This window comes from Metabacillus crassostreae (genome assembly GCF_016908395.1).
Lineage (GTDB): Bacteria > Bacillota > Bacilli > Bacillales > Bacillaceae > Metabacillus > Metabacillus crassostreae.
Genome location: NZ_JAFBDU010000002.1, coordinates 683,116 through 706,511, shown reverse-complemented (window position 1 = coordinate 706,511; position 23,396 = coordinate 683,116). Strand labels below are relative to the sequence as shown.

Genomic DNA, 23,396 nt, shown 5'->3' with positions numbered 1-23,396 from the left:
GATGTTCCAAATTCTTCATTATTAGATCGATCCTTGTCCAATGTATTGCCTCCTTATTCAAAATAAATCAACAGATACATTTATTCACTAAAATAGGAAAGATTATACAGATGGTTTCTTTTTCTAGGATGATCTAAATGAACGTTTAATTCGTATACTTATTAACCAGAAAACAGTTAAATCTATTATCATCTTTTGGTAATGTGATATTCTTAGAGAAAATATTAAGATAAAGGAGATTCATATGATCCAAAATGATGATGCGTCATTATATAGGAAAGCTATAAATAAAGATCGCATTGCTTTTGAAACTTTGTATGATCGTTATGAAAAGCTACTTTATTCCTTTGCTTATCGTCTAACAAATGATGCTTCTTTAACAGAGGAAGTTATACAGGATGTTTTTCTGAAGCTTTGGAATGGTACAAATGTCTATGAGGAAAGTAAAGGTAAATTTTCTTCATGGCTATTAACGATTACAAGAAATAAAGCAATAGATGAGATACGAAAAAGGAAACGACATACTCACGAAGAAATAATTGATAAAGATTCACTTGTTCAGGATGAAGCTTCAGTTGAAGAAAAAATAGAATGGAATGAACAAAAAATTAACATACAACGTGCAATGAGCAACCTTAAGGAAGATCAACAACAAATAATTAATCTCTTTTATTTCAAGGGCTTGAGCCAACAAAAGATCGCAAATCAATGTGAATTACCTTTAGGAACAGTAAAGGGCAGAATTCGAATTGCATTAAAGCATTTACGGAAAATGTTAGATCAGGAAGGGGGGACATCACATGAGTAACGAAAAGTGTTATGAGCTAATTGACTATTTTAATTCAACACTTACAGATGAGGAAATGGCACTTTTTGAACTCCATTTACAGACTTGTGCAGAGTGTCAACTTGAATTAGAAGAGCTAACTAGTTTAACGGAAGATTTACCTTACCTTTCTGAAGCCGTTGATGTACCAAAGGATATGAAAGCACGAATATTTGATGAGATTTTCCAAGAAGAGAAAGAAGATGTACCTCAGCATAATGAAAGTGGAATTACTCAACAAATAGGGATGACTCAACCAAATAAACGAAAAATACCAAGATTTGTATTACCTTCACTTGCTGCAGCATTAATACTTTCTCTTATAACAAATGCCTATTTATATAATGAGAATAAAGAAAATCAACAAACTCAATCTGGGATAACTGAAATAAAGCCTTCTTCACAAGTAACTTTATTACCTGTTGATGAAAGTAACGAAGCTGTTGCAATTGTCTCACTTTTAACTACTAACAATGAAGAATCTCTTTTACTACAAGCATCCAATTTACCTATGCTAAGTGATGAAGAGGTATATCAGGTTTGGGTGATTGAAGGAGAACAGCCTTATCCTGCTGGTGCTTTTGAACCGAATGAATCTGGTCAGGGAACGTTATCTTATTCATTAAAAGAGTTAGAAGGTAATTGGGATACAGTAGCGATCACTGTTGAAAAAGAAGAAAATTTACCGTTACCAGAAGGAAAAGTTGTTCTAGCGGGTGGAATATAAAAATACCTTTCTCGAGAATGATATTCTTCTTATTGTACAAAATAAGTTCTTGAAGAAGAATAATCAAAAGAAAAGAGGTTTTTTAAATGGCTCAAAGAGATAGTCATAAAAATCAACAATTAAAAATGAAAAAAGCAAGTGACGCAATTAATACCGATAAAGATTTCGGAAATGATTTAGCAGAAAGAAAGCATAATGAAAAAAAGGGTAAATAAATAGTAAGTGAAAGAAGCTTGAGGTGGTCTCTGTAATGAGGCAAACTCAAGCTTTTTTATCTCGAAAAATAAATTTTTTAAAACTTTTTAGAAAAAAGTGATCCAAACGAAAAACTAGTTCGTTAGCTTAATAGAAAACGTGAAAGGGGAAATTAAAATGAAACTTAACAAATCTTTATTAGCAATTCCATTAAGCTTATCGTTACTAGTACCAGTTCAAGGAGCTTTTGCACATGATCATGTAAACCATACTAAAATGAGTGGTAGTGAGGCAGTAGCTACTCCTGCTGCAGAACTTCGCTCAACATTAGGTCATTTACTTAGTGAGCATGCATACTTAGCTGTAGAGGTAATGAGAAACGGAGCATTAGGTGCAAAGGACTTTGAAGCATCTGTTGGGGCATTAAATGAAAATACAGTCGACTTATCAAACGCAATTACATCTGTTTATGGTGATGAAGCCGGACAACAATTTAAACAAATGTGGGAGGAACATATCGGATTTTTCGTTGATTATGTAACAGCAACAGCAGAAAATGATGAAACGAAAAAGGAAGAAGCACTGAATAATTTAGATACTTATCGTGAGAAATTTTCACAATTCTTAGAAACGGCAACAGGTAAGCGGTTAGAAGCAAGTGGTCTTGCTGAAGGATTACAAATGCATGTAAATCAATTAGTAGGTGCATTTGATAGCTATTTGGCAAAGGACTTTGAAAAAGCTTATGAATATGAAAGAGAAGCAATCCACCATATGCATATGGTAGCAAAAGGACTATCTAACGCAATTACTGATCAGTTTCCAGAGAAATTTGAGTCAACAAAAGCAGTAACACCAGCTGTAGATTTGAGAGCTACATTAAATCATCTATTAACAGAGCATGCAGGGCTAGCTGTCGTAGCTATGCAACAAGGTGCTGATGGTGCAGAGGATTTTGAAGCTGCAGCAGGTGCATTAAATGCTAATACAGAGGATTTAACTGCAGCAATTGCTTCTGTGTATGGAGATGAAGCTGGCGAACAATTTAAAACAATGTGGTCAAATCACATCGGCTTCTTCGTTGATTATGTAAAAGCAACAGGAGCAAATGATGAAAATGCAAAGAAAGAGGCATTAGAGAATCTAGATGGCTATCGTGCAGAATTCTCAACATTCCTTGAAACGGCAACAGATGGGCGCTTAAAATCTGATGCTCTTGCAGATGGTTTACAAATGCATGTTGAGCAGCTAATTGCGGCTTTTGACTTCTATGTTGCAGGTGATTATGAAAAAGCATATGATTCTATTAGAGAAGCATACGGACATATGTTAAATCCTGCAAAAGGATTATCAGGAGCATTTGTTGATCAATTCCCAGAAAAGTTCACATCAATGATGCCTGACGAAATGCCGAAAACTGGTATGGGTGGCACAGCTGATAGTATGATGGGGAATTATATTGTCTTTGGGTTAATTATGGCTATTTTCGCTAGTATGGGCTTAGTCATACGTAAAAAACTTCAACAAAACTAATGAGGTGAAATGCAAATGTGGCGTGTAATCTATGCATTGGTTTTCTTGGTAGTTTTTACTGAGTGTCAGCAAAATGATTCTATCAAAGAATCCAAGATGGAAGATTCGACTGTTTTGCATGAAGCTGAAACGACAGAGGATCCAACCTCTTCGGTAGTGAAGACTGAAAATACTCAAGTGAAAAATGATGAACCAATTATTAAGGATATAAGGGAAAAGATAAAACCAGCTGAGATTACGATTCCTGCAATTAATGTAAAAGCTCAAATTGAAGAAGTAGGATTACTTGATAATGGTCAAATGGGCGTACCAGAGGACATTAATCAAGTTGGTTGGTTTAAAGAAGGTGTAATGCCTGGAGAGCAAGGTAATGCAGTTCTAGCTGGCCATGTTGACAGCAAAACAGGTCCTGCTATTTTTTATTACTTAGAAAAGCTTGCTAAAGGTGATGAAATTATTGTAGCAGATAGAGATGGGAAGTCTCTCACCTTTGTTGTATATGATAAGAAAAGCTATGTAACAGAATCTGCTCCGGTAGATAAGGTTTTTGGATTTTCTTATCGAAGTCAGCTAAACCTTATTACGTGCACAGGATCATTTAATAGAGAAAAAGGAACACATGAAGAACGATTAGTTGTTTATACAGTTCTAAAAGATAATGTATAGTTGCTTTAGTAAAGGACGAAATCTTGTTGATTTCGTCCTTTAACATTTTATAAGGCTGTTTTATTACCTATATAGCAAGTATAGTAACAGCGCTAGTGGTCAGTATTACTTTTTCTTAATGAATGGTACATGTTTGGTGCGAATTTCATTAAATTAGGTTAATTTCTAAAAAATATCCATATTTAACATATTTTTTAGAAATTAACCCAATACTACTTCCAAAGCTTCACTGGGAGGATATTAATTAATGGAATCAAACACATCATCAAATAGAGATAAAGAAGTTATGGAAAGAGTAAGAGAATATCAACAAAATCAAAAGTTACTTTCATCAGAACTAGGCGATTTATTTGCTAACTATATGGGAGATTCTTTATCTTGTTGTGTTTTCGAGCACCATCTTCAAGTAGTTAAAGATGATGAAGCAAAAGAATATCTTGAATTTGCATTGGAAACCTCCAAAAAACATTTAAGTGAGATGGAAGAGCTTTTTGAGAAAGAACATATCGTTGTTCCTGTTGGTTTTGGAGAACAAGATGTGAGAAAAGGTGCTCCAAGATTGTTTAGTGATATTTTTATGATTTTTTATGTTGTAGAGATGTCACGAGCAGCTCTAGTTACATATGGTAATGCACTTTCTAGTTCATATAGACAAGACATTCTGGGCTACTTTAAGATGTGTTTAGATGACACGGTAATTATATTTGAAAAAGGATTACATTTAATGCTTCTTAAGGGGATAAATTTGACTCCACCTACAATTCCTTATCCAAAAAAAGTGAATTTTATTGAAAAAGATTCATTTATTTCGTTGATTGCTGGTAAATTTAGACCTCTTACAGCATTAGAAATCAAACATTTACAAATCAATATTAATTCAAATATATTAGGTAAAGCATTGATGCTTGGGTTTAGTCAGGTAGCATCATCTGAGAAATTACGTAAGTACTTTCAGCAAGGAGCAAAGGTTGCTGATACACAAATTAAACAATTGGCTAAGTTTTTGATGAGTGATAATTTACCTGTTCCTTCTTCTATGGACGCTCATGTTAGTGATTCTACATCAGCACCTTTTTCAGATAAGCTAATGCTGTATCATGCTTCACTTGCAAACACTATCGGGATTTCAAATTATGGATTAGCGGTTTCTAAAATGATGAGACATGATTTACATGCAAATATGGCTATTCTTACAGCAGATATTGCAAAGTATGCAAATGATGGAGTAAATCTAATCATTGGAAATGGCTGGCTTGAAGAACCGCCCAGGGCTGCCGATCGGAAAAAGCTCTCGAAAGAAGCACCTAATTCGAATACAGAGGAATAACGAATACATAAAGTATTTTACGCAAAAGAATTTCTACAACCTTAGAAAAAAGAGGAATGTGGTAAATTGCTTTCAAAGTTCCTCTTTTTGAAAATCCAGTTTGTTTTTAGGTTAAAGAAAAAAATCAGCTAATAAAATTACGTATTGCATCATTAAGATTCTTCATAAAATAGGAATCTGTTTTTATTCCACTCTTATGTATGAGTTTCGCATGATCTGGATGTAAGCCGATGATATAGGGGAGAACTCCCATAAGTGATATTTCAGTTAGTAAATTTCGTAATGCTAATATTCCTTCAGTTGCTACATTTCCAATTCCATGAAAATCAAATAAAATTCGCTCAATTTCACTATTATTAATTTGCTGTAAAATTCGAAGACTATTATGATCAATTAATTCCTTAGTTAAATGACCGAAAAGTGGGACTAGGACAATTCGATTTGTAATCGAAATATAAGGGGCAGATAATTCACTAATTAGTGTAAGTGAGAGCTCAAGCTGCTCTTTTTTCTCAAGCAATTCAAAATTTGTCTCTGCTAGACGTAATCGATGCTTGTCTACAGCATCGATTAGCTCTTGAATACGCTGATCCTGTTCAATACAAAACATGTCCAACTGAGTTTGCCCAATTAATTTTCACTTTAAAAAGGGAATAAGGTGAACTGAATGTTTTCATCACTAATTCTGTTGTTTTCGTTTCGTTTGAAGTAAGGATGCGTTCTGCTTTATCCTTACTTTCCCGATCAATTAAATCTAAGAAACATGTACCAACCCCAAAGGTCTCAATTGCAAGATCTGAATACTCAATAATAGTAAGCTCTGTATTAAGTAGAAAATAATTCATAGGGATATATTTAACTGCTGACATTTGAATTACACTCCTTGTACTGAATGTTCCATTAGCCAAGCTTTAAGTTCAATAAGAGATGGAAACAAGCGGGTTTTGTCAGAACAGTATGTGGAAAAATCATAGTTTGATAATAACCTTCCACCTACTATTACTATTGGTTTATGAGGAAGCTCTTCAAGTTCTTGTATATAGTTTGCTAGAATCTCTGCATGGTACCAGATCGAAAAGGAAAGACCAATCACATGTGGTTTCCAATGTCGAGCTGACTTTAGAGCGTATTCTAGAGGTAAATTTGCACCTAAGAGTCGTGTTTTCCAACCATATTCTTCAAAAAGCTGTGAAGCCATTTTAAGACCAATATCATGTTGCTCATTTTCTAAGCATAAAAACAAGGCTTTCTTTTCTGAGAATTGTCGTATTTTTTGTTCTCTTTTCATATAATTATGAAATCTCGCTAAAATATATTCACAGGTTGAAGTTGCAAGATGTTCATCTGCAACAGTAATTTGATCGGTTTCCCATAAATATCCTATAAGTTGCAAGGACTTCGTTATTAATTCTTCGAATAATTCGGTCCTACCTTCATCACGGTTCACATTTGAGATTGCGATATCCCAGGCAGAATCTTCATCACCATTAAGAAGAAAACGAGCAAATTCTTCAACTTCCCAAGCCATGTTATCACCTCTAGTTATACAATTTCACAAAGGCTTCATTAATTGAGTCAGAATAATTATATTTTATCATAATTTCTCTATTACTTGTTGGTCCTAAAAAAGCTGCATATTCAAAATGAAGTGTTAATCATACTACAAAAAAGCATGTCCTGAAAAGGGAAATTCGTATTAATCAACTATTGAAAAAAAGTGAGTTATAATAAATAGAGATGAATTTACAAATTTAAAGGGATATAGGGTAATCAAGGTGAGAATTGAATTTTTACATATGTATTAGACTTCATGTACGCTAGAACAAAGATAACTATAGAGAGCTTCATAAAAAAAGGGGGAGTTTTATGACTGAGGTTCCGTTAGAGGTTCAACAGGAAATGAAAAAGCAAATTAAAAAACATCAAGGTATGCCTAAATCTAAAATTCTAAAAAGAGTTCTATTCATTTTTATAGGCGCTGTATTAATGGCAGTTGGTCTTGAAATCTTTTTGGTACCTAATCAAGTTATCGATGGAGGAATTGTTGGTATATCGATCATCCTTTCTCACTTGCTTGGTTGGAAGCTTGGTTTGTTTATTTTTCTACTTAACATTCCATTTTTCTTTATAGGGTACAAGCAAATAGGTAAAACATTTGCTTTATCAACTTTATTTGGCATTTCAATTTTATCAATAGCAACAGTTTTATTGCATCCTGTACCAGCATTTACTGAGGATGTTTTGTTAGCTACTGTTTTTGGTGGAATTACTTTAGGTATTGGTGTTGGAATTGTTATTAGATACGGTGGTTCCTTAGATGGTACTGAGATACTAGCTATACTTGCCAATAAAAAGCTGCCTTTTTCAGTTGGTGAAATTATTATGTTTTTCAATATTTTTATTTTGGGTAGTGCTGGCTTTGTTTTTGGATGGAATAGAGCGATGTATTCACTAATTGCTTATTTTGTTGCTTTTAAAACGATAGATATTGTTATAGAAGGTCTTGATGAATCAAAATCAGCATGGATCATCAGTGAGCAATATCAAGAAATCGGTGATGCGATTATCGCGCGACTTGGAAGAGGTGTAACCTATTTAAACGGAGAAGGTGCTTATACCGGTGATAACAAAAAAGTCATCTTCTGTGTGATCACTCGTTTAGAAGAAGCTAAGCTAAAATCAATCGTAGAGGATCTCGACACATCAGCTTTCTTGGCAGTAGCAAATATTGCAGAAGTAAGGGGCGGGAGATTCAAGAAAAAAGATATTCATTAATTTACAAACTCTGTGGAAATGAACACAGAGTTTTTTTCTATAATAGGTCGTGTTCGCATAACTTTCCTACGTAGGTTCAGACACTTTCTTTTCTTTAGAATTTACAGCAGCTGAGAGAATAGAGATTTTTCACTTATAATGAATCTCGTTAAGTTTTATAGAAAGGTTCTAAGAAATTGGTTAATATTATTGCTACCTTTCTCATATTCATATAGAAGATGGACAAGATTGTACATTTTTCTTAAGGGTGTGAAGTTTAATGGAAGCAATAATTGTAGATGTATTGGAATGGTTAACAAACCTTGGTTATCTAGGGATAGCAATTGGTTTAATGCTTGAGGTTATTCCTAGCGAAATTGTATTAGGCTATGGTGGATATATGATAGTTCTTGGTAAAATTGGATTTATCGGTGCAATTGTTGCAGGGGTTATCGGTGGAACTGTTGCCCAATTAATACTGTATTGGATCGGGAGTATAGGTGGGCGTCCTTTTCTTAAGAAGTATGGTAAGTTTTTATTAATTAAGAATCATCATATTGATTTATCTGAAAAATGGTTTGAAAAATATGGGTCAGGTGTGATTTTCGGAGCAAGGTTTATTCCTGTCGTAAGGCATGCAATAAGTATTCCAGCAGGAATAGCTAAGATGTCTATATGGAAATTCACGATTTACACTGTTGCGGCCATGATCCCTTGGACTATTTTCTTTATATTTTTAGGGATGGAGTTAGGAAGCAACTGGATGTATATAAAAGAAGCAGCTAAACCATTTTTAATTCCTTTAATCAGTATTTCCTGCTTAATGTTTGTTGCTTACTTTTTAACGAAGAGATTTCAAATGAAGAATACATAAGAAAAGCTAGCCAGTTTGGTTAGTTTTTTTAGTTTTAACAATTAGTGGATGATAATAATAATGAATAAAAGACTTTGAAAGTAGTATTGTGATATGAAATATTTCTCATTGCATTTATAAAAAGAAGAGAATATAATAACATAATGTTAACAAAGAAAAATATTAAGAAAGTTAACTATATATCAGGAATAAAATCAGTGGTAAATTAAAAGCCACTTTTTAAATGGTTATATAGTTAACTAAGTTAACTATTAATTATATATATTAATTTGAGGTGAGATAGATGGAACATTTAAGTCAAAAAGAAAAAGTAGCCATTATGATTGCAGTTATTGGTGCTATGTTTTTTGCAGCTGTAAATCAAACAATTGTTGGAAATGCCTTACCAAAAATAATCGCTGATTTAGGTGGACTGGATTATTATAGCTGGGTATTTACCATCTATATGTTAACATCTGCAATTACAACGATACTTGTAGGTAAGCTTTCTGATATTTATGGAAGAAGACCATTTATATTAATTGGTATCTTCATTTTTATGGTTGGTGCATTTTTATCAGGTTTATCACAAGACATTATACAATTGATCACATATCGAGGTATTCAAGGGTTAGGTGCTGGTATGATCATGTCAACAGCATTTACAGCTGTAGGAGATCTATTTGCTCCACGTGAAAGAGGACGTTGGCAAGGGGCAATGGCTTCAGTATTTGGTATTTCCAGTGTATTTGGTCCAACACTAGGGGGATATATTGTTGATAATCTAGAGTGGAAATGGGTTTTCTGGGTTTTTCTACCTTTAGGAATTGTTGCTGCAGGCTTAATTTGGAAGCTTTTCCCGAAAGCAGAGAAAAAGGCTGGCGAAACTGTAGACTATCTTGGTTCTATTTTCTTAACAACCACAATTGTACCTGCATTATTAGCGTTTTCATGGGCAGGAACAAAATATGATTGGAACTCTGCACAAATTATTGCATTATTTTCAGGAGCGATTGTTTCACTGATTTTGTTCATAGCAGCTGAAAAGAAGGCAAAAAGTCCAATTATGCCATTGAATTTGTTTAAAAATAGCATTTTTACAATCTCAAATATCATTGCATTTGCAATCGGTGTAGCAATGTTTGGCGGTGTTATGTACATTCCTTATTTTGTTCAAGGTGTATTAGGATTTTCTGCAACACATTCAAGTTTTATCACAATGACAATGACACTAGGGTTAGTTATCGCAAGTGCAATTGGTGGACAGATTATTACAAAAACAGGTAAATATAAAACTCAAGCTATTATTGGGTTATTAATCACAACTGTCGGAATGTTCTTATTTACAACAATGAATGCTCAAACATCTCAATGGCTTTTAGTTTTATATTTAGTGCTAGTTGGACTTGGTCTTGGTGTTGGTATGACAGTATTTACATTAACTGTTCAAAATGCAGTTGAACAAAGTTACTTGGGAGTAGCAACAGCTACATCACAGCTGTTCCGTTCAATTGGAGGTACTGTTGGTGTCGCAATAATGGGAACCGTGTTAAATCAAAGAATGGAAACCAAAATGACTGAATCATTTAAGACTGTAAGTGAACAGGCAGCTGCTGCACCAGCAGAAATGCAAGAAAAATTAACAGCCTTACAAAATCCACAATTACTATTAGATCATGAAAAATTGACTGAAATTCAGGAAAGTCTACCTGAAAGTATGACCACATTCTTTGGGGAAATTATTAACCTGCTTCAAGATTCTCTAAGCTTTGCTTTATCAGGAGTATTTATGACAGCAACATTAATCATGGTTGTTGCCGTTTTATTAACATTCTTCTTAAAAGAAATCCCGTTAAGAAGCTCTAGCGACCCAGTTAATGAACCAGATAAAACAGAAACGAAGCAAGTAAAATTGACGAAGCAACCAGTTTAGAAAGAGGGCAGATGCTCTCTTTTTTTTGTGTTATTAAAGTGTTGGGTGGACTAGTGTATTTGCGGTTGGTGTGAAAGGTGATGGTGATGGTCGCTAAAGTAGAGAGAATGACATGCATTGCTGCGAATAACGTGAAAGATAATGATGATGGTCGATAAAATGAGGATGTGGTCGGCAAAGTAGAGAGAATGACATGAATTACTGCGAATGGCGTGAATATTAGTGATGATGCGATAAACAAGAGTATATGGTCGACAAAGTAGAGAGAATGACATGCAATTTTGCAATTGGCGTGAAAGGTAGTGATGATGGTCGATAAAAATGAGTATATGGTAGACAAAGTAAAGGAAATGACATGCATTATCGCGAATGGCGTGAAAGTTAATGATAATGGTCGATAAATAAGAGAATATGATCGACAAAGTAGAGGGAATGACATGCATTATCAGGAATGGCGTGAAAGGTAATGATGATGGTCGATAAATAAGAGAATATGATCGGCAAAGTAGAGAGAATGACATGTATTTTTGCGAATGGCGTGAAAGGTAATAATGATGGTCGATAAACAAGAGAATATGGTCGATAAAGTAGAGAGAATGACATGCATTGCTGCGAATAGCGTGAAAGATAATGATGATGGTCGATAAAAAGGAAAACATGGCATGCAATGAGGCATAGATAAGTTGTATTCTGAAAGAAGCTCTACATAAAGCGAGAATAAGACGGGGAAAATAGCATTGAATATATTTCGAATATGAAAGGATGACAATAATGGGCGATAAAGATCAAGAATTTTACAATAATGAAGTCTTTGCACAAGCGGAGGTTGTTCAGCATCCAAAAGAAGAAAATAGTTCGGCACTAATTCTTAATCAATCATTTCATTTGCTATCAAATGAAGATATGACAACTACTGAAGAAACATCAGAATAAATAGCGTGGAGACGTTCAGAAGAAACTGAACGTTTTTTTGATTTTAGATATAATAAAGGAACTTTATGGTAAAATTGACTAAATATAAAAGGAGGCTGGATAAATGATAAAAGCAATTTTCTTTGATTTGGATGGAACATTATTGAATCGTGATGAATCAGTAAAACAATTTATATATGATCAACACATGCGCTTGTCTACATATTTAAGTGATATACATATAGATGATTATGTTAAACGATTTATTCAGTTAGATGATCATGGATATGTGTGGAAGGATAAAGTATATAAACAAATTGTCGAAGAGTTTAGTATTGAAGGAATAACTGCAGAAGAACTTTTAGACGATTATCTTACATATTTTCAATTTCATTGTATAGGTTTTGAGCATTTACATGAGTTGTTAGAAAATCTTAGGAATGAGAATTATAAACTAGGAATCATTTCAAATGGATTTGGAACTTTTCAAATGGACAATATTAAAGCTTTAAAGATAGAGACTTATTTTGATAGTATTATAATTTCTGAGAATGTGGGAATTAAGAAACCAAATCCAAACATCTTTTTACAAGGATTGTCACTTTTAAATGTATCTCCACATGAAAGTATTTTTGTTGGTGATCATCCTGAAAATGATATTTATGCACCAAGTAAGCTTGGACTAAAAACAATTTGGAAAAAGTCCAATCAATATGAGTATGTTGCTGCTGATTATATGATCGATGATTTGATAGAGATTCTTGATATAGTGAGTGATAATACACAATCTAATCAGTAATAATTAGCTTGTGTTCATACTGTTGACAAGTTTTCGGTTCCAATCTTTGCTATCCTTAATACCAACAAAGGGAGTTTCAATCTTCACAAGGCTTCGCGCTCCTATTTATCAATAATTCTCATTAATAGTAGATTTATAAAAATGATCTTCTATTAATAATTGCTAGACTATAAATATTAAAGTGTCTTATCATGTAAAATAATAGAAAAGATGATGGAGGGGATATAGATGTTTAAAAAGATATTATTAGCAACTGATGGATCAGATCATGCTTTACGGGCGGCAATCAAAGCAGCTGATATGGCTAAATTAACATCAGATACCATGATTACAGTAGTATATGTTGTGGATGGTACAACATCAAAATCAGATGTTTTATCAGCTGGAGATAAAGTAGCAATTAATGAAAAGCGAACACGTAAGCTTAGACCGACAGAACAATTACTTGAAAAAGAAAACATTGCATTTAAAATAAAGATGCTAAAAGGTGAACCAGGTCCAGAAATTGTTAAATATGCGAACAAAGAAGAGTTTGATCTAGTGATTGTAGGAAGTAGAGGTTTAAATGCTTTACAAGAAATGGTGCTAGGAAGTGTTAGTCATAAGGTGGCTAAACGTGTAGAATGTCCGGTTATGATTGTAAAATAAGGTTGTTCTCGCAAACTTTGTTGCATTTAAATGCCCTAAGAAATCAGCAGAGTATGAAGTCTAGTGGCATCTTTTCTTCATAAAAGGTAGCCTTATATGCGAATATACACTGTTTCTACTGCATATTTAGTTACATAGCAACAATCTTTCAGAAAAGAGCCTAAAGTAACAACAAAAAGGCTGACCTAATCAAAAGAAGTAATCACTTTAGGGCAGCCGTATTAAACATTCAATTAACTCTTTTTAATTGCTTCATAAGAGTGTTTGGTAAATGTAAACCTCTTTCAGTTATCTCTTTTTCAAGCATCTTGATAAATTCAGGATTCATCTGTAATCTACTAGCTTCTTCAAAACTATGTAACAGTGTCTTGTCTGATAATTTGAAAAATCTCAATTTAAGACCACCTTTTTCTCCTTGATATTAATTTAGCAATTAACGATCACCTAGCTAAGCATAATCTATTAATCTTATACCACGAATCATAGAACTCTAAACAAAAACTGTGTAAGAAATTGTAGAAATTGTAGAAATTATGCGAGAAATTTTACTTATAAACAGATTGGTACTTTTGATATGTTTCATTGTCAGCACAAATCTATTAAAATATAAGTAAGCTTTCAAAAGGAGGGATATCTTAATGGGAAAAGGTAGAATCCGAGTGGAAGAACGTATTAAGGTAGAAACAGATGAAGAGATTTTTGAGGCTACACGTTTAGAAGAAGATGAAAATTAAATAGAAAACAAACAAAGGAGAACGATGGTGATCGTTCTCCTTTTTATAATGGTTGATGTTAGACAGAAATAACTCCTAAATAGTTAATTAAACGTTTGTTTAACTTTTCTAAATAGGTTATTTTTTAGGAAAACACTTTATTATAGGTCGTCAAAACCATTATCAGCATGGTTAACCTTTGTATATTGTCTTGATTTTTGTTCAAAGAAATCTGATTTCCCTAAGTCTACTTCTTCATAGGCTTTAATCCATTTGAGAGGGTTTGTTCGGTAGCCTTCAAAAGGACGCTCATAACCAAGCTGATTGCAACGAACATTTGTATAAAATTTAATATAATCTTCAACATCCTGCATGTTCAGACCATCCATTTTGTTGCCAATAATAAATCTTCCCCATTCAATCTCAAGTTCTGCTGCTTGAATGAAGGTTTCTTGAACAAATGTAGCGAGTTCTTTTGTATCATATTCAGGATATTGTTTTAAAACTTCTTTGAAAATTTGTACAAATAAATCTACATGAATTTGTTCATCTCGATTTATGTAGTTAATCATTGTGCTTGTACCAACCATTTTTTGATTACGTGCAAGGTTGTAAAAGAATGCAAATCCTGAATAGAAGAATAGACCTTCTAAAATAACATCATAAACAATTGACTTTAGTAAGTTTTCAACAGTAGGTTCTTCTGCAAATGCTTGATATCCGTTCGTAACAAATTCATTACGTTTTCGCAAAATGGGTTCGTTTCTCCAATATTCAAAAACTTCATCTTGCTTTTGTTTTGGAACAATGCTTGATAAAACATAAGAATAAGAGTGGTTGTGAATAACCTCTTGCTGAGCAAGAATGATCATTAACGCATTTATACTTGAATCTGTAACATAGTCAGCAACTTTACCAGCATAATCAGTTTGAATGCTATCAAGAAGTGCTAATAAACCAATGATTTTTAGAAATGCTTCTTTTTCCCCATCTGTTAAGCTTGGGTATTGCTTGATATCTTGTGCCATATTTATTTCGAAAGGAGTCCAAAAATTCCCTAGCATTTTCTTATATCTCGGGTATGCCCATGGAAACGCAACATCATCCCAGTTTAAAATATTTGAGCTTGAGCCATTGATAATTCCTGTTGAACGGTTTGGAGCATCCGCATCAACAATTTTACGCTTTTCTAAGATAGTATGTTTCACTATATCACACCTTTTATGTTGTTGATTTTTGTATTACTACATTGGTAAAAACTCATGTGCTGAGTTTTTAACTAGCACATGAGTCACATTCTTCAATTTCACTTGATGTTGAACGTAAATAATACGTTGTTTTTAAGCCATTATTCCAGGCTGCTAAATGTAAATCCAATAATTCTTTTGCTTTAATTGTATTTTGTACATAAAGATTAAAAGAGATCGCTTGATCAATATGGCGTTGTCTAGCTGCATTTTGTTTGATGCTCCATTGCTGATCAATAAAATAAGCAGATTTGTAGTACCATGTTGTTGTTGAATTTAAGTCAGGAACAGTCACTGGAATTTTATAGTCTTTCTTTTCTTCCGAATAGACCTTTTGGAAGATAGGATCGATACTAGCTGTACTTCCTGCGATAATAGATGTTGATGCATTAGGTGCTACAGCCATTAGATAGCCATTTCGTACACCGTGCTCCATCACTTCTTGACGTAAACCATCCCAATCTAATTTACTAGTATTTGATGTATATTCTCTTTTATCAAAATAACGACCAGTTTCCCAGTCAGAGCCTTTGAATACTGAATAAGAACCCTTTTCCTTAGAAAGCTCCATACTTGCTCGAATTGTTAGATAAGAGATCTTTTCATATAATTCATCAGCGTAGTTAACAGCTTCATCATTTTCCCATCTCAATTCTTTTAGAGCCAATAAATGATGCCATCCAAAAGTTCCTAGCCCAATAGCTCGGTATTTTGCATTTGTTAGCTTTGCTTGAAGAACAGGAATTGTATTTAAATCAATAACGTTGTCTAGCATTCTGACCTGTATTGGTATTAGCTTCTCTAAAGCATCATTAGTCACTGCTTTTGCAAGGTTAATAGAGGATAGGTTACATACAACAAAATCACCTGGTGTTTTTACAGTGATAATTTTTCCATCCTCAGTGAACTGCTCTTCAACTGTTGTTGCACTTTGATTTTGTGTAATTTCTGTACAAAGATTGCTGCAATAAATCATTCCTACATGTGAGTTGGCGTTCTTTCTATTAACTTCATCACGGTAAAACATATATGGAGTTCCAGCTTCTAATTGACTAATCATAATTCGTTTCATAATATCAATAGCTGGTAATTTCTCTTTAGAAAGCTGCTCATTTTCTACACATTCCCAGTATTTATCGCGGAAGCTACCGTTTCCTTTTTCTTCATCATAGTAATCTTCTATACTAAATCCCATTACTTGACGGACTTCATGTGGATCAAATAAGTACCAATCAGCACGAGCTTCAACTTGTTCCATAAATAAATCTGGAATACAAACACCTGTAAATAAGTCATGTGTTCTCATGCGCTCATCACCATTATTAAGCTTTGAATCTAGGAATGAGAAGATATCTTTATGCCATACATCTAAATAAACAGCGATTGCACCTTTTCTTTGGCCTAGTTGATCAACACTTACAGCTGTGTTATTCAGTTGCTTCATCCAAGGAATAACACCTGATGAAACACCTTTAAAGCCTTTAATATCACTGCCACGTGAACGTATTTTACCGAAATAAGCGCCAATTCCTCCACCTGATTTTGATAAGTTTGCAATGTCTGTATTGCTATCAAAAATCCCTTGTAAACTATCATCAATCGTATCTATAAAACAACTAGAAAGCTGTCCAATAGGTTTACCAGCGTTTGATAGAGTAGGGGTAGCAACAGTCATATAAAGATTACTCATTGCCCAATAAGCTTGATTAATAAGCTCTAAGCGTCTTTCTTTACTTTCATTGGCCATAAGAGTCATGGCAATAATGATAAAGCGCTCTTGTGGTAGTTCGTATAAACTCTTAGAAAAGTCACGTGTTAAGTAACGATCTGCCAATGTTCGAATTCCGATATATGTAAATAATTGATCTCGTTCTGGTTTAATGTAAGATCCAATTTGTTCAATTTCTTCTTTACTATATTCCTTAAGTAATTTTGGATGATAAAGACCTTTTTCAACTAGTGTAGAAATTAAATGATATAAGCTACCATATTTGTCTTCTTTGTTATAGCCTCTATTGGATGCAGCGTCTTTATATAGCTTTGATAAATAAATTTGAGCACAGAAATACGTCCAATCGGGATCTTGTTCATTGATTTGAGATAAACCTTCTAAGATAAGTAGGTTTGTTAGCTGATCAGAAGTATAAGAATCTCTTTGGGAAATTGTATTTTGAATTCGATTTAAATAATGCTCTATTTCAAGAGAGGGGAATTGTTGCTGTATATTGTGTATAAATGATGCAAGCTTGTCCATATCAAAAGCTTCATCACCATTTAGTTGATCGATGATTGTTGGGGTTGTTACAGTAGTCATTAGTATTCCTCCATCAGTTCGTATTAATCTTTCTTTTAAGGACAGACAAGATAAAACGACAGATAAGGAAGAGAAGGGTAGACATACCCATAGTTACTTACTATCGTCCCATCCTCTCAGTCCCCGAAGAAATTGAAACATTCATAAGTAGTAGGTAGGTCTCCTGACTTATGCTCATCCTACTTTGAGTCCTTCCCATACATATGTACAGTGGTTTTCTCAGTTCGTCACATTTACAGTTGCGGGGACAGCTCTGGATTTTCACCAGATTCCCATTTCAGCCTCATAGGCGCCTAAAACTCAGTTTATACAATATATAGTTATTTTTTTGGTATATCCGTCAATATATAGTGAATTATTCTTCTATATTACATAATAAAGCACCTTGGTAAATTTATCAACAAATACTTTCTAAATGTCGAAAATTATCGTGATTGATAGAATAATGGAGAAGTGCATCATAAGGATTTTTTTGATGGAACAATGAAAGAAAGTAATAGAGTCTTTAGGAAAACCTGACTAAGTAAAAAGTTTTCAATGAAAAAAAACCAAGCTTTAAGCCCGGTTTTTTGTTTTAAATCCAAATCCAAGTGTAAAGAAAAAAGATAGATATAAGAAAAAGGCAAAAGGTAGAAACTCTACAACTGGTACGCCAAGAGTTTGAGCAAAGAAAGCACCACTAACACCCCATGGAATTAAAGGGTTAATTAAAGTTCCAGCATCCTCTAATGTACGAGACATATATTTCCGATCAATTTCTAATTTGTCATATAAGTCTTTAAACGATTGACCAGGAATTAGAATGGATAAATATTGTTCACCAGTTAGTAGATTTACACCAACAGAAGAAGCAGCAGTAGAGGAGATAAGCTGTCCTTTGGTTTTAATTTTATCTATGATTCCATTTAATAAGGTAGAAATGATTTTTAACGAATCTAAAAGACCTCCAAATGCAAATGCAATCAAGATAAGGGAAATAGACCACATCATCGATTGTAAACCACCGCGATTTAACATATTGCTAACAACTTGATGATCGATAGGAAATGCAGTACCATTTTGGAGAACTTGAAGGAATTCACCGAAATCAACCCCTTGGAAACCAATGGCTGTCATCCCGCCAGTTAAAACACCAACAACTAATGCAGGAATAACCGGCACCTTTTTAATAGCTAGAATAATTACTAAGATAGGGGATAATAATGTAATACTACTAATGGATACATGTTCTTTTATTAAATTTACCATATTTGTAGTCTCATCCATTGAAGCAGTGTCAATTACTGCTAATCGTCCGAGAATGAAAAAAATCAAGGTTGTAATGATAATACTTGGAATTGTTGTGTGGGTCATATGACGAATATGGGTAAATAATTTTACAGACGAAACACCTGACGCAAAATTCGTTGTGTCTGACATTGGCGACATTTTATCACCAAAGCAAGCACCAGAAATTACTGCACCTGCAACCCATTCTATTGGCAAGCCGAGTGCCATTCCTGCTCCCATTAAGGCAACTCCAACAGTACTTACAGTGGTAAAGGAACTACCAACAAGACTTGAGATGATCATGCAAGAAAATAATGAAGTAATTAAAAGATAATTAGGATTAATAATAGTTAAGGCATATGCCATTACAGTTGGTATGGTTCCACTGCTCATCCATGCCCCAATTAAAATACCAATTAAAGAGAGAACAAGTATAGGCTGGACACCATTTTGAATTCCTTTTACAAGCCCTACTTCTAGTTCTTTCCACTTATAACCTTTTAGTAAAGCTAAAAAACCAACAACAACTAAACAAATAAGTAATGAAATATGTGGCTCTGTTTTCCAGATAAATAAGCTTGTATAAATAATACCTAAAATTAAAAATAAAATAAAAATAGCCTCTTTAAAGTTAAATAATCTCTTGTGTTGATTCATGATGGATACTCCTTTATAGCTTCAACGCTTTTTTGCTTTCTTGTATAAAAGTATTATATCAATCTAATAAATTAAGTCAATTACATTATTTAATGTATGGCAATTTCATGAATTTTAGAAGTATATTGGTTTTTTAATATACCAATTATTTTGAAAATTATAAAATAAAAACGAAGAACTAATATAATTGAAAGTGTTCCTTTAAGTATGTAACAATTTAAAACAAGGTTATTTTTGACAGTGTAAGTATTCTTCACGAACATTTAATCGCTCCTTTTTCTTAGATATGTAATAAAAAATCTTAAGAATACTACTTATTCACCAAAAATAAAAAGCGTGAATTCATATGTGAATTCACGCAAAAGCTTATTGGAATTTACCTTTTCAAATCCTAAATAGCCTAAAAAATTACATTGTTTTAGCCATTTGCTTTAAGCTATCAGAAGTATTAGCTATTTGAGAGATAGAGTTTGATACATCATTAATGATATTAGTGAAGTTTGTTAAATCTGTTTTTGCTTGCTCACTTTGTTGTTTATTATTGTTCATAATTTCAACAATTGAATCAAAGAATGAATTCATTTCATTCATTTGTGTTGTGCCTTTCGTTGTAAGGTCAGCAACATTGTTTATAGAGCTTGACATGCTATCTATTTGAGTATGAATATTTGTAATTAAGCTTGATACACCCTGTACTGAATTCTTTGTTTCTTCAGCAAGCTTCCTAACCTCACTTGCAACAACAGCAAATCCTTTACCATATTCACCAGCACGTGCAGATTCAATTGCAGCATTTAATGCTAATAAGTTTGTTTGTTCGGCAATTGATGTAACGATTCCAACTACATTATTTATTTTTTCAGATGTTTGCTCTAAGGATTTCATTTGCTGAATGATGTCTTCTGTACTTTTTTCAATGAATGTCATTAATTCATTTTGTTTTTCTAAATCTTTTTTACCATTATGTGCTTGCCCCTCAGCTGTTGCTGCAACTTCAAAACGATCAATTGAATAGGATGCAATTTCCTTTGATTGAGCAAGAATTTCTTGAATAAATGCATTAGTTTCTTCACTAGAATCAGCAAGCTGTTCAGCTAGTGCATTAACATTTGTACGAATTTGTTCCTTTTGTGAATCAATTTCAGCTTGAAGTTTCGCATACTCATTATCATAGGCTTCTAATACAATTTGTTGCTCAAAGTTAAATAATTTACTTAAGCTGTGAACAGTAGAAATCACATCTTCCTTCGTTGCAAGCTTAGATTCAACTGTATTAATAACTGAAGCGAAAAGCTGTTGAAATGCGGCCATATACCATTTTGCTTCAAGACCTATTTTTACATGTATGTGAGCAATCCTTCTCATACGAATCACGTCTTCATCATCTAAACGACCATTAAATATCTTTAAAATATGCTCTTTAAGAGTGCCTTTTAATTTATCGACGGAGCTATAATTATTTATTATTTCTATTAGACCTTCATTAGCTTCAAATGAAGAATAAAAAGCAGTTACAATATGATCAATATTTTCTTGGATATAAGGCTTTAACGTAAGTGCTAGATAAAGATCATCCTTTGTTAATCCTGTCATATCTAATTGTTTACGTAGTTCTTGTTCACTAATTCTTAATGAAACCTGTGACATTAGCTCACTATTATTATTCTCTAAAGTAGAAGCTGCGATCTTTTTATCCTTTTTAAATGGAAGAATCCCCATATATTAATCCCCTTTACCCAAGTATTCTTTATTGTCTTTACTAGGTATATCGGTTGATTTTTAGATATTTTTAGGGGATTCTGTAAATAGATGTTTTTTTCTAAATATTGTTGCTATAGAATTTGATTCTATTATTTAAGAAAAAGATTATTTTAATGCCTACAATAAAAAAGAAGCAGAGATTTTAGTCTCTACTTCATTTAGCAATTAACACGGGAATTGTTGAACTGTGGGATACTTTTTCACTTACACTACCGAATATAAGTCGCTTCAATCCACTTATGTCTCTACTGCCGATGATAATCAAATCGCCATCATTGTTTTTAGCATAATTGACGATTTCATCTGAAGGTTCACCATATGCCACCTTAACTTCTCCATCAACATTATGATCATCTAATATTCGCTGTGCTTCACTTTTTAAAGCTGCTTCTTTTTCTGAATACTCACGTTCTCTCGTATCTGGTTCTTCTATTGGAACTGGTACAACTGGATAATGATTCAAGCCACCAACTGGAGGTGTACTAGAAGGTGGGAGCACGCCAGATCTGTCACTGTTTGTCACTTCAGTAAAAGTTGTTTCTTTTTGAATGTTAACAACCGAAAGAGATGATTGTAATTGTTTGCTCATATCAATTCCAAGGTCTAGTGCTTCTCTACTATCGTCAGTTCCATCATATGCAACAACTAAATGTTGAAATTTTTTCAAGTTCTATCATCCTTTCTTATGGGATACTAGTTAATTTCCCTATATCCATAAATCTAATCATTGAATTTGATGTTAAAAGATTAAACCAATTAAAAAGCTAATTACGACAATGGCACCGACAATCATAAAAATCGTTCGTAACATTAAATCTCACCACCTTGTAAATAGGTATTAGACAAACTAATTTAAATTTTCATTTTCAATGCTGGCTGTAACACCTTCTGACTTTTCTTTATAACTGTTGAAGAACAAATCTGTCTTAAGTCATTTAATTTAAGCTGAGGATAGGGACCATCAATTACTACATTAAGGACCTGTCCACTTTTTACTGTTAAAAGGTATGTAATTAAAGTTGGGAGACTACCAGCGTTTATTTCACTTTTATTTTTAGTTAGTAAATAAATTTTACCGTTATATGATTTGGCGAGCTGATTGATTTTAATAACTTGATCTATACGTAATTGATTTTCTATTTGCAAGTTAAAAGATAATTGCTTGTTCATTTCAAAAACCTCCATTTTAAAGTTTCTGTAATTTGTTGTTAGTCGTTAAATACCTCTACTTCATAAAATAAAAACACTTACAAAATAAAATGATAAAAAAGTCCTAGTTGATTGTATAAAAAAGTAGTTAATAAAATAATAAAAAAAATTCAATAATTTGCTAAATAAAGGTATAGTTAAAGTAGTGTTAAGAAAGGAAGATGAAGATGGAAAAAGTAAAATACATAAGTATGATTACTGCAGTCTTCACCCAGATTATTGGCATTATATTTTTGTTTATTAATATAACTATTGCAATTGGATTGTTTCTTGTTTATTTCCTATCATTGGCTGTCTTACTTGTTGCATTTATTAAGCTTAGGCTGGATGAAAAAAAGGAGGATGATGAAAGTGATTATCGTAACTACTGAAACAGTACCAGGTAAAGTAACAAAAGAATATAAGGGGTTTGTTAGAGGAAGCACAGTTCAATCAAAACATATAGGTAAAGATATAATGGCTGGGTTAAAAACCATTGTCGGTGGAGAATTAAAGGAATACACAGAAATGATGGAAGAAGCTAGACAAAAAGCAATTGGTCGAATGGTTGATGATGCAAAGGCAAAAGGTGCAAATGCAATTGTTTGTATGAGATTAGAATCGTCTGCTGTTATGCAAAATGCATCAGAAATAATTGCTTATGGTACAGCTGTTACAATAGAAGAATGATCGATGTGATTGTTGAGATGTATGTTGAAGAAAGAGGTGAAATCCAACTAGGATTTCACCTCTTTTTTTAAGCTATTAATGGTGGGAAATCATATTTAAAATGTGAAGTTATCTTTTTTGAGTCGCTATAAGTAAGGCGAATAGGTGAGTGAAAGGTCATCATTGAGTGGATGAAGACCTAAGTGTAAATGCCAAGCTAACGATGTCCAATTTTGATTATTTATGAATGTACAAAAATAACTTTTAATAAAATTGGTACTCATGTCCTTCATCAGCTCTATGACGACCATTTCATCGGGCTTACCAGTCAAGTCCTTCATCAGCTCTATGACGACCATTTCCTCGAGCTTACCTCTCGCTCATGTCCTTCATCGGCTTTATGAC

Annotated in this window: 25 protein-coding genes and 1 riboswitch; of the genes, 15 read left to right on the top strand and 10 right to left on the bottom strand. The window is 33.3% G+C overall.

The features are described from left to right. Positions 1 to 244 precede the first annotated feature (244 nt). The 6 genes from JOC75_RS11000 to JOC75_RS10980 all read left to right on the top strand — a co-directional run bounded on the left by JOC75_RS11000 (position 245) and on the right by JOC75_RS10980 (position 5,274). Entirely contained in the window at positions 245 to 808 is a 564-nt protein-coding gene (locus JOC75_RS11000; RefSeq protein WP_204954086.1) for an RNA polymerase sigma factor, read from the top strand. Further along, positions 801 to 1,553 carry an anti-sigma factor gene (locus tag JOC75_RS10995; RefSeq protein ID WP_204954228.1) on the top strand — a complete coding sequence of 251 codons (753 nt, stop codon included), beginning with the start codon at positions 801 to 803 and terminating at the stop codon, positions 1,551 to 1,553. Before JOC75_RS11000 ends, JOC75_RS10995 begins: the two co-directional genes overlap by 8 nt. Positions 1,554 to 1,639: 86 nt before the next feature. After that, positions 1,640 to 1,768 carry a hypothetical protein gene (locus JOC75_RS24260; protein ID WP_275580300.1) on the top strand — a complete coding sequence of 43 codons (129 nt, stop codon included), beginning with the start codon at positions 1,640 to 1,642 and terminating at the stop codon, positions 1,766 to 1,768. A gap of 157 nt (positions 1,769 to 1,925) precedes the next feature. Then, on the top strand, positions 1,926 to 3,281 hold the full coding sequence (locus tag JOC75_RS10990; protein ID WP_204954085.1) for a copper amine oxidase: 1,356 nt from the start codon (positions 1,926 to 1,928) through the stop codon (positions 3,279 to 3,281). Between the two features lie 15 nt (positions 3,282 to 3,296). After that, the gene (locus tag JOC75_RS10985; RefSeq protein WP_204954084.1) at positions 3,297 to 3,947 is read left to right on the top strand and encodes a class F sortase; all 651 of its coding nucleotides are present in this window, start codon (positions 3,297 to 3,299) and stop codon (positions 3,945 to 3,947) included. Between the two features lie 247 nt (positions 3,948 to 4,194). After that, on the top strand, positions 4,195 to 5,274 hold the full coding sequence (locus tag JOC75_RS10980; RefSeq protein ID WP_204954083.1) for a DUF3231 family protein: 1,080 nt from the start codon (positions 4,195 to 4,197) through the stop codon (positions 5,272 to 5,274). Positions 5,275 to 5,398: 124 nt separating this feature from the next. On the opposite strand, the gene JOC75_RS10975 is transcribed toward JOC75_RS10980, so the two are convergent. The 3 genes from JOC75_RS10975 to JOC75_RS10965 are packed head-to-tail and all read right to left on the bottom strand — an operon-like array spanning position 5,399 to position 6,802. Next, positions 5,399 to 5,884 (bottom strand): STAS domain-containing protein, encoded by a 486-nt coding sequence (locus JOC75_RS10975; RefSeq protein WP_239589433.1) that lies wholly within the window; start codon positions 5,882 to 5,884, stop codon positions 5,399 to 5,401. Continuing rightward, the gene (locus JOC75_RS10970) at positions 5,871 to 6,143 is read right to left on the bottom strand and encodes a hypothetical protein (RefSeq protein WP_204954081.1); all 273 of its coding nucleotides are present in this window, start codon (positions 6,141 to 6,143) and stop codon (positions 5,871 to 5,873) included. The genes JOC75_RS10975 and JOC75_RS10970 overlap by 14 nt, the downstream gene beginning before the upstream one ends. A 5-nt stretch (positions 6,144 to 6,148) precedes the next feature. After that, entirely contained in the window at positions 6,149 to 6,802 is a 654-nt protein-coding gene (locus tag JOC75_RS10965; RefSeq protein WP_204954080.1) for a cobalamin B12-binding domain-containing protein, read from the bottom strand. Positions 6,803 to 7,173: 371 nt separating this feature from the next. On the opposite strand from JOC75_RS10965, the gene JOC75_RS10960 reads away from it, so the two are divergent. From JOC75_RS10960 to JOC75_RS10935, 6 genes are all read left to right on the top strand, one after another. After that, positions 7,174 to 8,049, top strand: coding sequence for a YitT family protein (locus JOC75_RS10960; protein WP_420828028.1), 876 nt, complete (start codon positions 7,174 to 7,176; stop codon positions 8,047 to 8,049). A gap of 259 nt (positions 8,050 to 8,308) precedes the next feature. Further along, positions 8,309 to 8,902, top strand: coding sequence for an undecaprenyl phosphate transporter UptA (gene uptA / locus JOC75_RS10955; RefSeq protein ID WP_204954078.1), 594 nt, complete (start codon positions 8,309 to 8,311; stop codon positions 8,900 to 8,902). A gap of 283 nt (positions 8,903 to 9,185) precedes the next feature. Further along, positions 9,186 to 10,814, top strand: a complete 1,629-nt coding sequence (locus JOC75_RS10950) for an MDR family MFS transporter (protein ID WP_204954077.1) — start codon at positions 9,186 to 9,188, stop codon at positions 10,812 to 10,814. 771 nt (positions 10,815 to 11,585) lie between these two features. Continuing rightward, on the top strand, positions 11,586 to 11,747 hold the full coding sequence (locus JOC75_RS10945) for a transcriptional regulator SplA domain-containing protein (RefSeq protein WP_204954076.1): 162 nt from the start codon (positions 11,586 to 11,588) through the stop codon (positions 11,745 to 11,747). Between the two features lie 103 nt (positions 11,748 to 11,850). After that, positions 11,851 to 12,525 (top strand): HAD family hydrolase, encoded by a 675-nt coding sequence (locus JOC75_RS10940; RefSeq protein WP_204954075.1) that lies wholly within the window; start codon positions 11,851 to 11,853, stop codon positions 12,523 to 12,525. Positions 12,526 to 12,753: 228 nt separating this feature from the next. After that, the gene (locus JOC75_RS10935; RefSeq protein WP_204954074.1) at positions 12,754 to 13,173 is read left to right on the top strand and encodes a universal stress protein; all 420 of its coding nucleotides are present in this window, start codon (positions 12,754 to 12,756) and stop codon (positions 13,171 to 13,173) included. Positions 13,174 to 13,402: 229 nt separating this feature from the next. On the opposite strand, the gene sda is transcribed toward JOC75_RS10935, so the two are convergent. Beyond that, on the bottom strand, positions 13,403 to 13,567 hold the full coding sequence (gene sda, locus JOC75_RS10930) for a sporulation histidine kinase inhibitor Sda (protein ID WP_204954073.1): 165 nt from the start codon (positions 13,565 to 13,567) through the stop codon (positions 13,403 to 13,405). Between the two features lie 244 nt (positions 13,568 to 13,811). Here sda and JOC75_RS10925 point away from each other — a divergent pair, with 244 nt between their 5' ends. Further along, positions 13,812 to 13,907 (top strand): YhdX family protein, encoded by a 96-nt coding sequence (locus tag JOC75_RS10925; protein ID WP_204954072.1) that lies wholly within the window; start codon positions 13,812 to 13,814, stop codon positions 13,905 to 13,907. 140 nt (positions 13,908 to 14,047) lie between these two features. Here the strand turns inward: JOC75_RS10925 and JOC75_RS10920 are convergent, their stop codons facing one another. The 6 genes from JOC75_RS10920 to JOC75_RS10895 form a co-directional block, all read right to left on the bottom strand. Continuing rightward, the gene (locus tag JOC75_RS10920; protein WP_204954071.1) at positions 14,048 to 15,094 is read right to left on the bottom strand and encodes a ribonucleotide-diphosphate reductase subunit beta; all 1,047 of its coding nucleotides are present in this window, start codon (positions 15,092 to 15,094) and stop codon (positions 14,048 to 14,050) included. 67 nt (positions 15,095 to 15,161) lie between these two features. Next, on the bottom strand, positions 15,162 to 17,447 hold the full coding sequence (locus tag JOC75_RS10915; RefSeq protein WP_204954070.1) for a ribonucleoside-diphosphate reductase subunit alpha: 2,286 nt from the start codon (positions 17,445 to 17,447) through the stop codon (positions 15,162 to 15,164). Between the two features lie 136 nt (positions 17,448 to 17,583). Beyond that, a riboswitch (cobalamin riboswitch) is annotated at positions 17,584 to 17,759 on the bottom strand. 243 nt (positions 17,760 to 18,002) lie between these two features. Continuing rightward, a complete protein-coding gene (nhaC, locus tag JOC75_RS10910) occupies positions 18,003 to 19,373 on the bottom strand; it encodes a Na+/H+ antiporter NhaC (protein ID WP_204954069.1) in 1,371 nt (456 codons plus the stop codon). Positions 19,374 to 19,781: 408 nt separating this feature from the next. Then, positions 19,782 to 21,092, bottom strand: coding sequence for a globin-coupled sensor protein (locus tag JOC75_RS10905; protein ID WP_204954068.1), 1,311 nt, complete (start codon positions 21,090 to 21,092; stop codon positions 19,782 to 19,784). Positions 21,093 to 21,288: 196 nt separating this feature from the next. Continuing rightward, positions 21,289 to 21,801 carry a universal stress protein gene (locus JOC75_RS10900; RefSeq protein ID WP_204954067.1) on the bottom strand — a complete coding sequence of 171 codons (513 nt, stop codon included), beginning with the start codon at positions 21,799 to 21,801 and terminating at the stop codon, positions 21,289 to 21,291. Positions 21,802 to 21,986: 185 nt separating this feature from the next. Beyond that, positions 21,987 to 22,304, bottom strand: coding sequence for a hypothetical protein (locus JOC75_RS10895; RefSeq protein WP_204954066.1), 318 nt, complete (start codon positions 22,302 to 22,304; stop codon positions 21,987 to 21,989). 206 nt (positions 22,305 to 22,510) lie between these two features. On the opposite strand from JOC75_RS10895, the gene JOC75_RS10890 reads away from it, so the two are divergent. Together JOC75_RS10890 and JOC75_RS10885 are read left to right on the top strand one after the other, a co-directional pair. Continuing rightward, the gene (locus JOC75_RS10890) at positions 22,511 to 22,714 is read left to right on the top strand and encodes a hypothetical protein (RefSeq protein WP_146949548.1); all 204 of its coding nucleotides are present in this window, start codon (positions 22,511 to 22,513) and stop codon (positions 22,712 to 22,714) included. Then, positions 22,695 to 23,012: a YbjQ family protein gene (locus JOC75_RS10885; RefSeq protein ID WP_146949547.1), complete on the top strand. Its 318-nt coding sequence runs from the start codon at positions 22,695 to 22,697 to the stop codon at positions 23,010 to 23,012. The genes JOC75_RS10890 and JOC75_RS10885 overlap by 20 nt, the downstream gene beginning before the upstream one ends. Positions 23,013 to 23,396 lie beyond the last annotated feature (384 nt).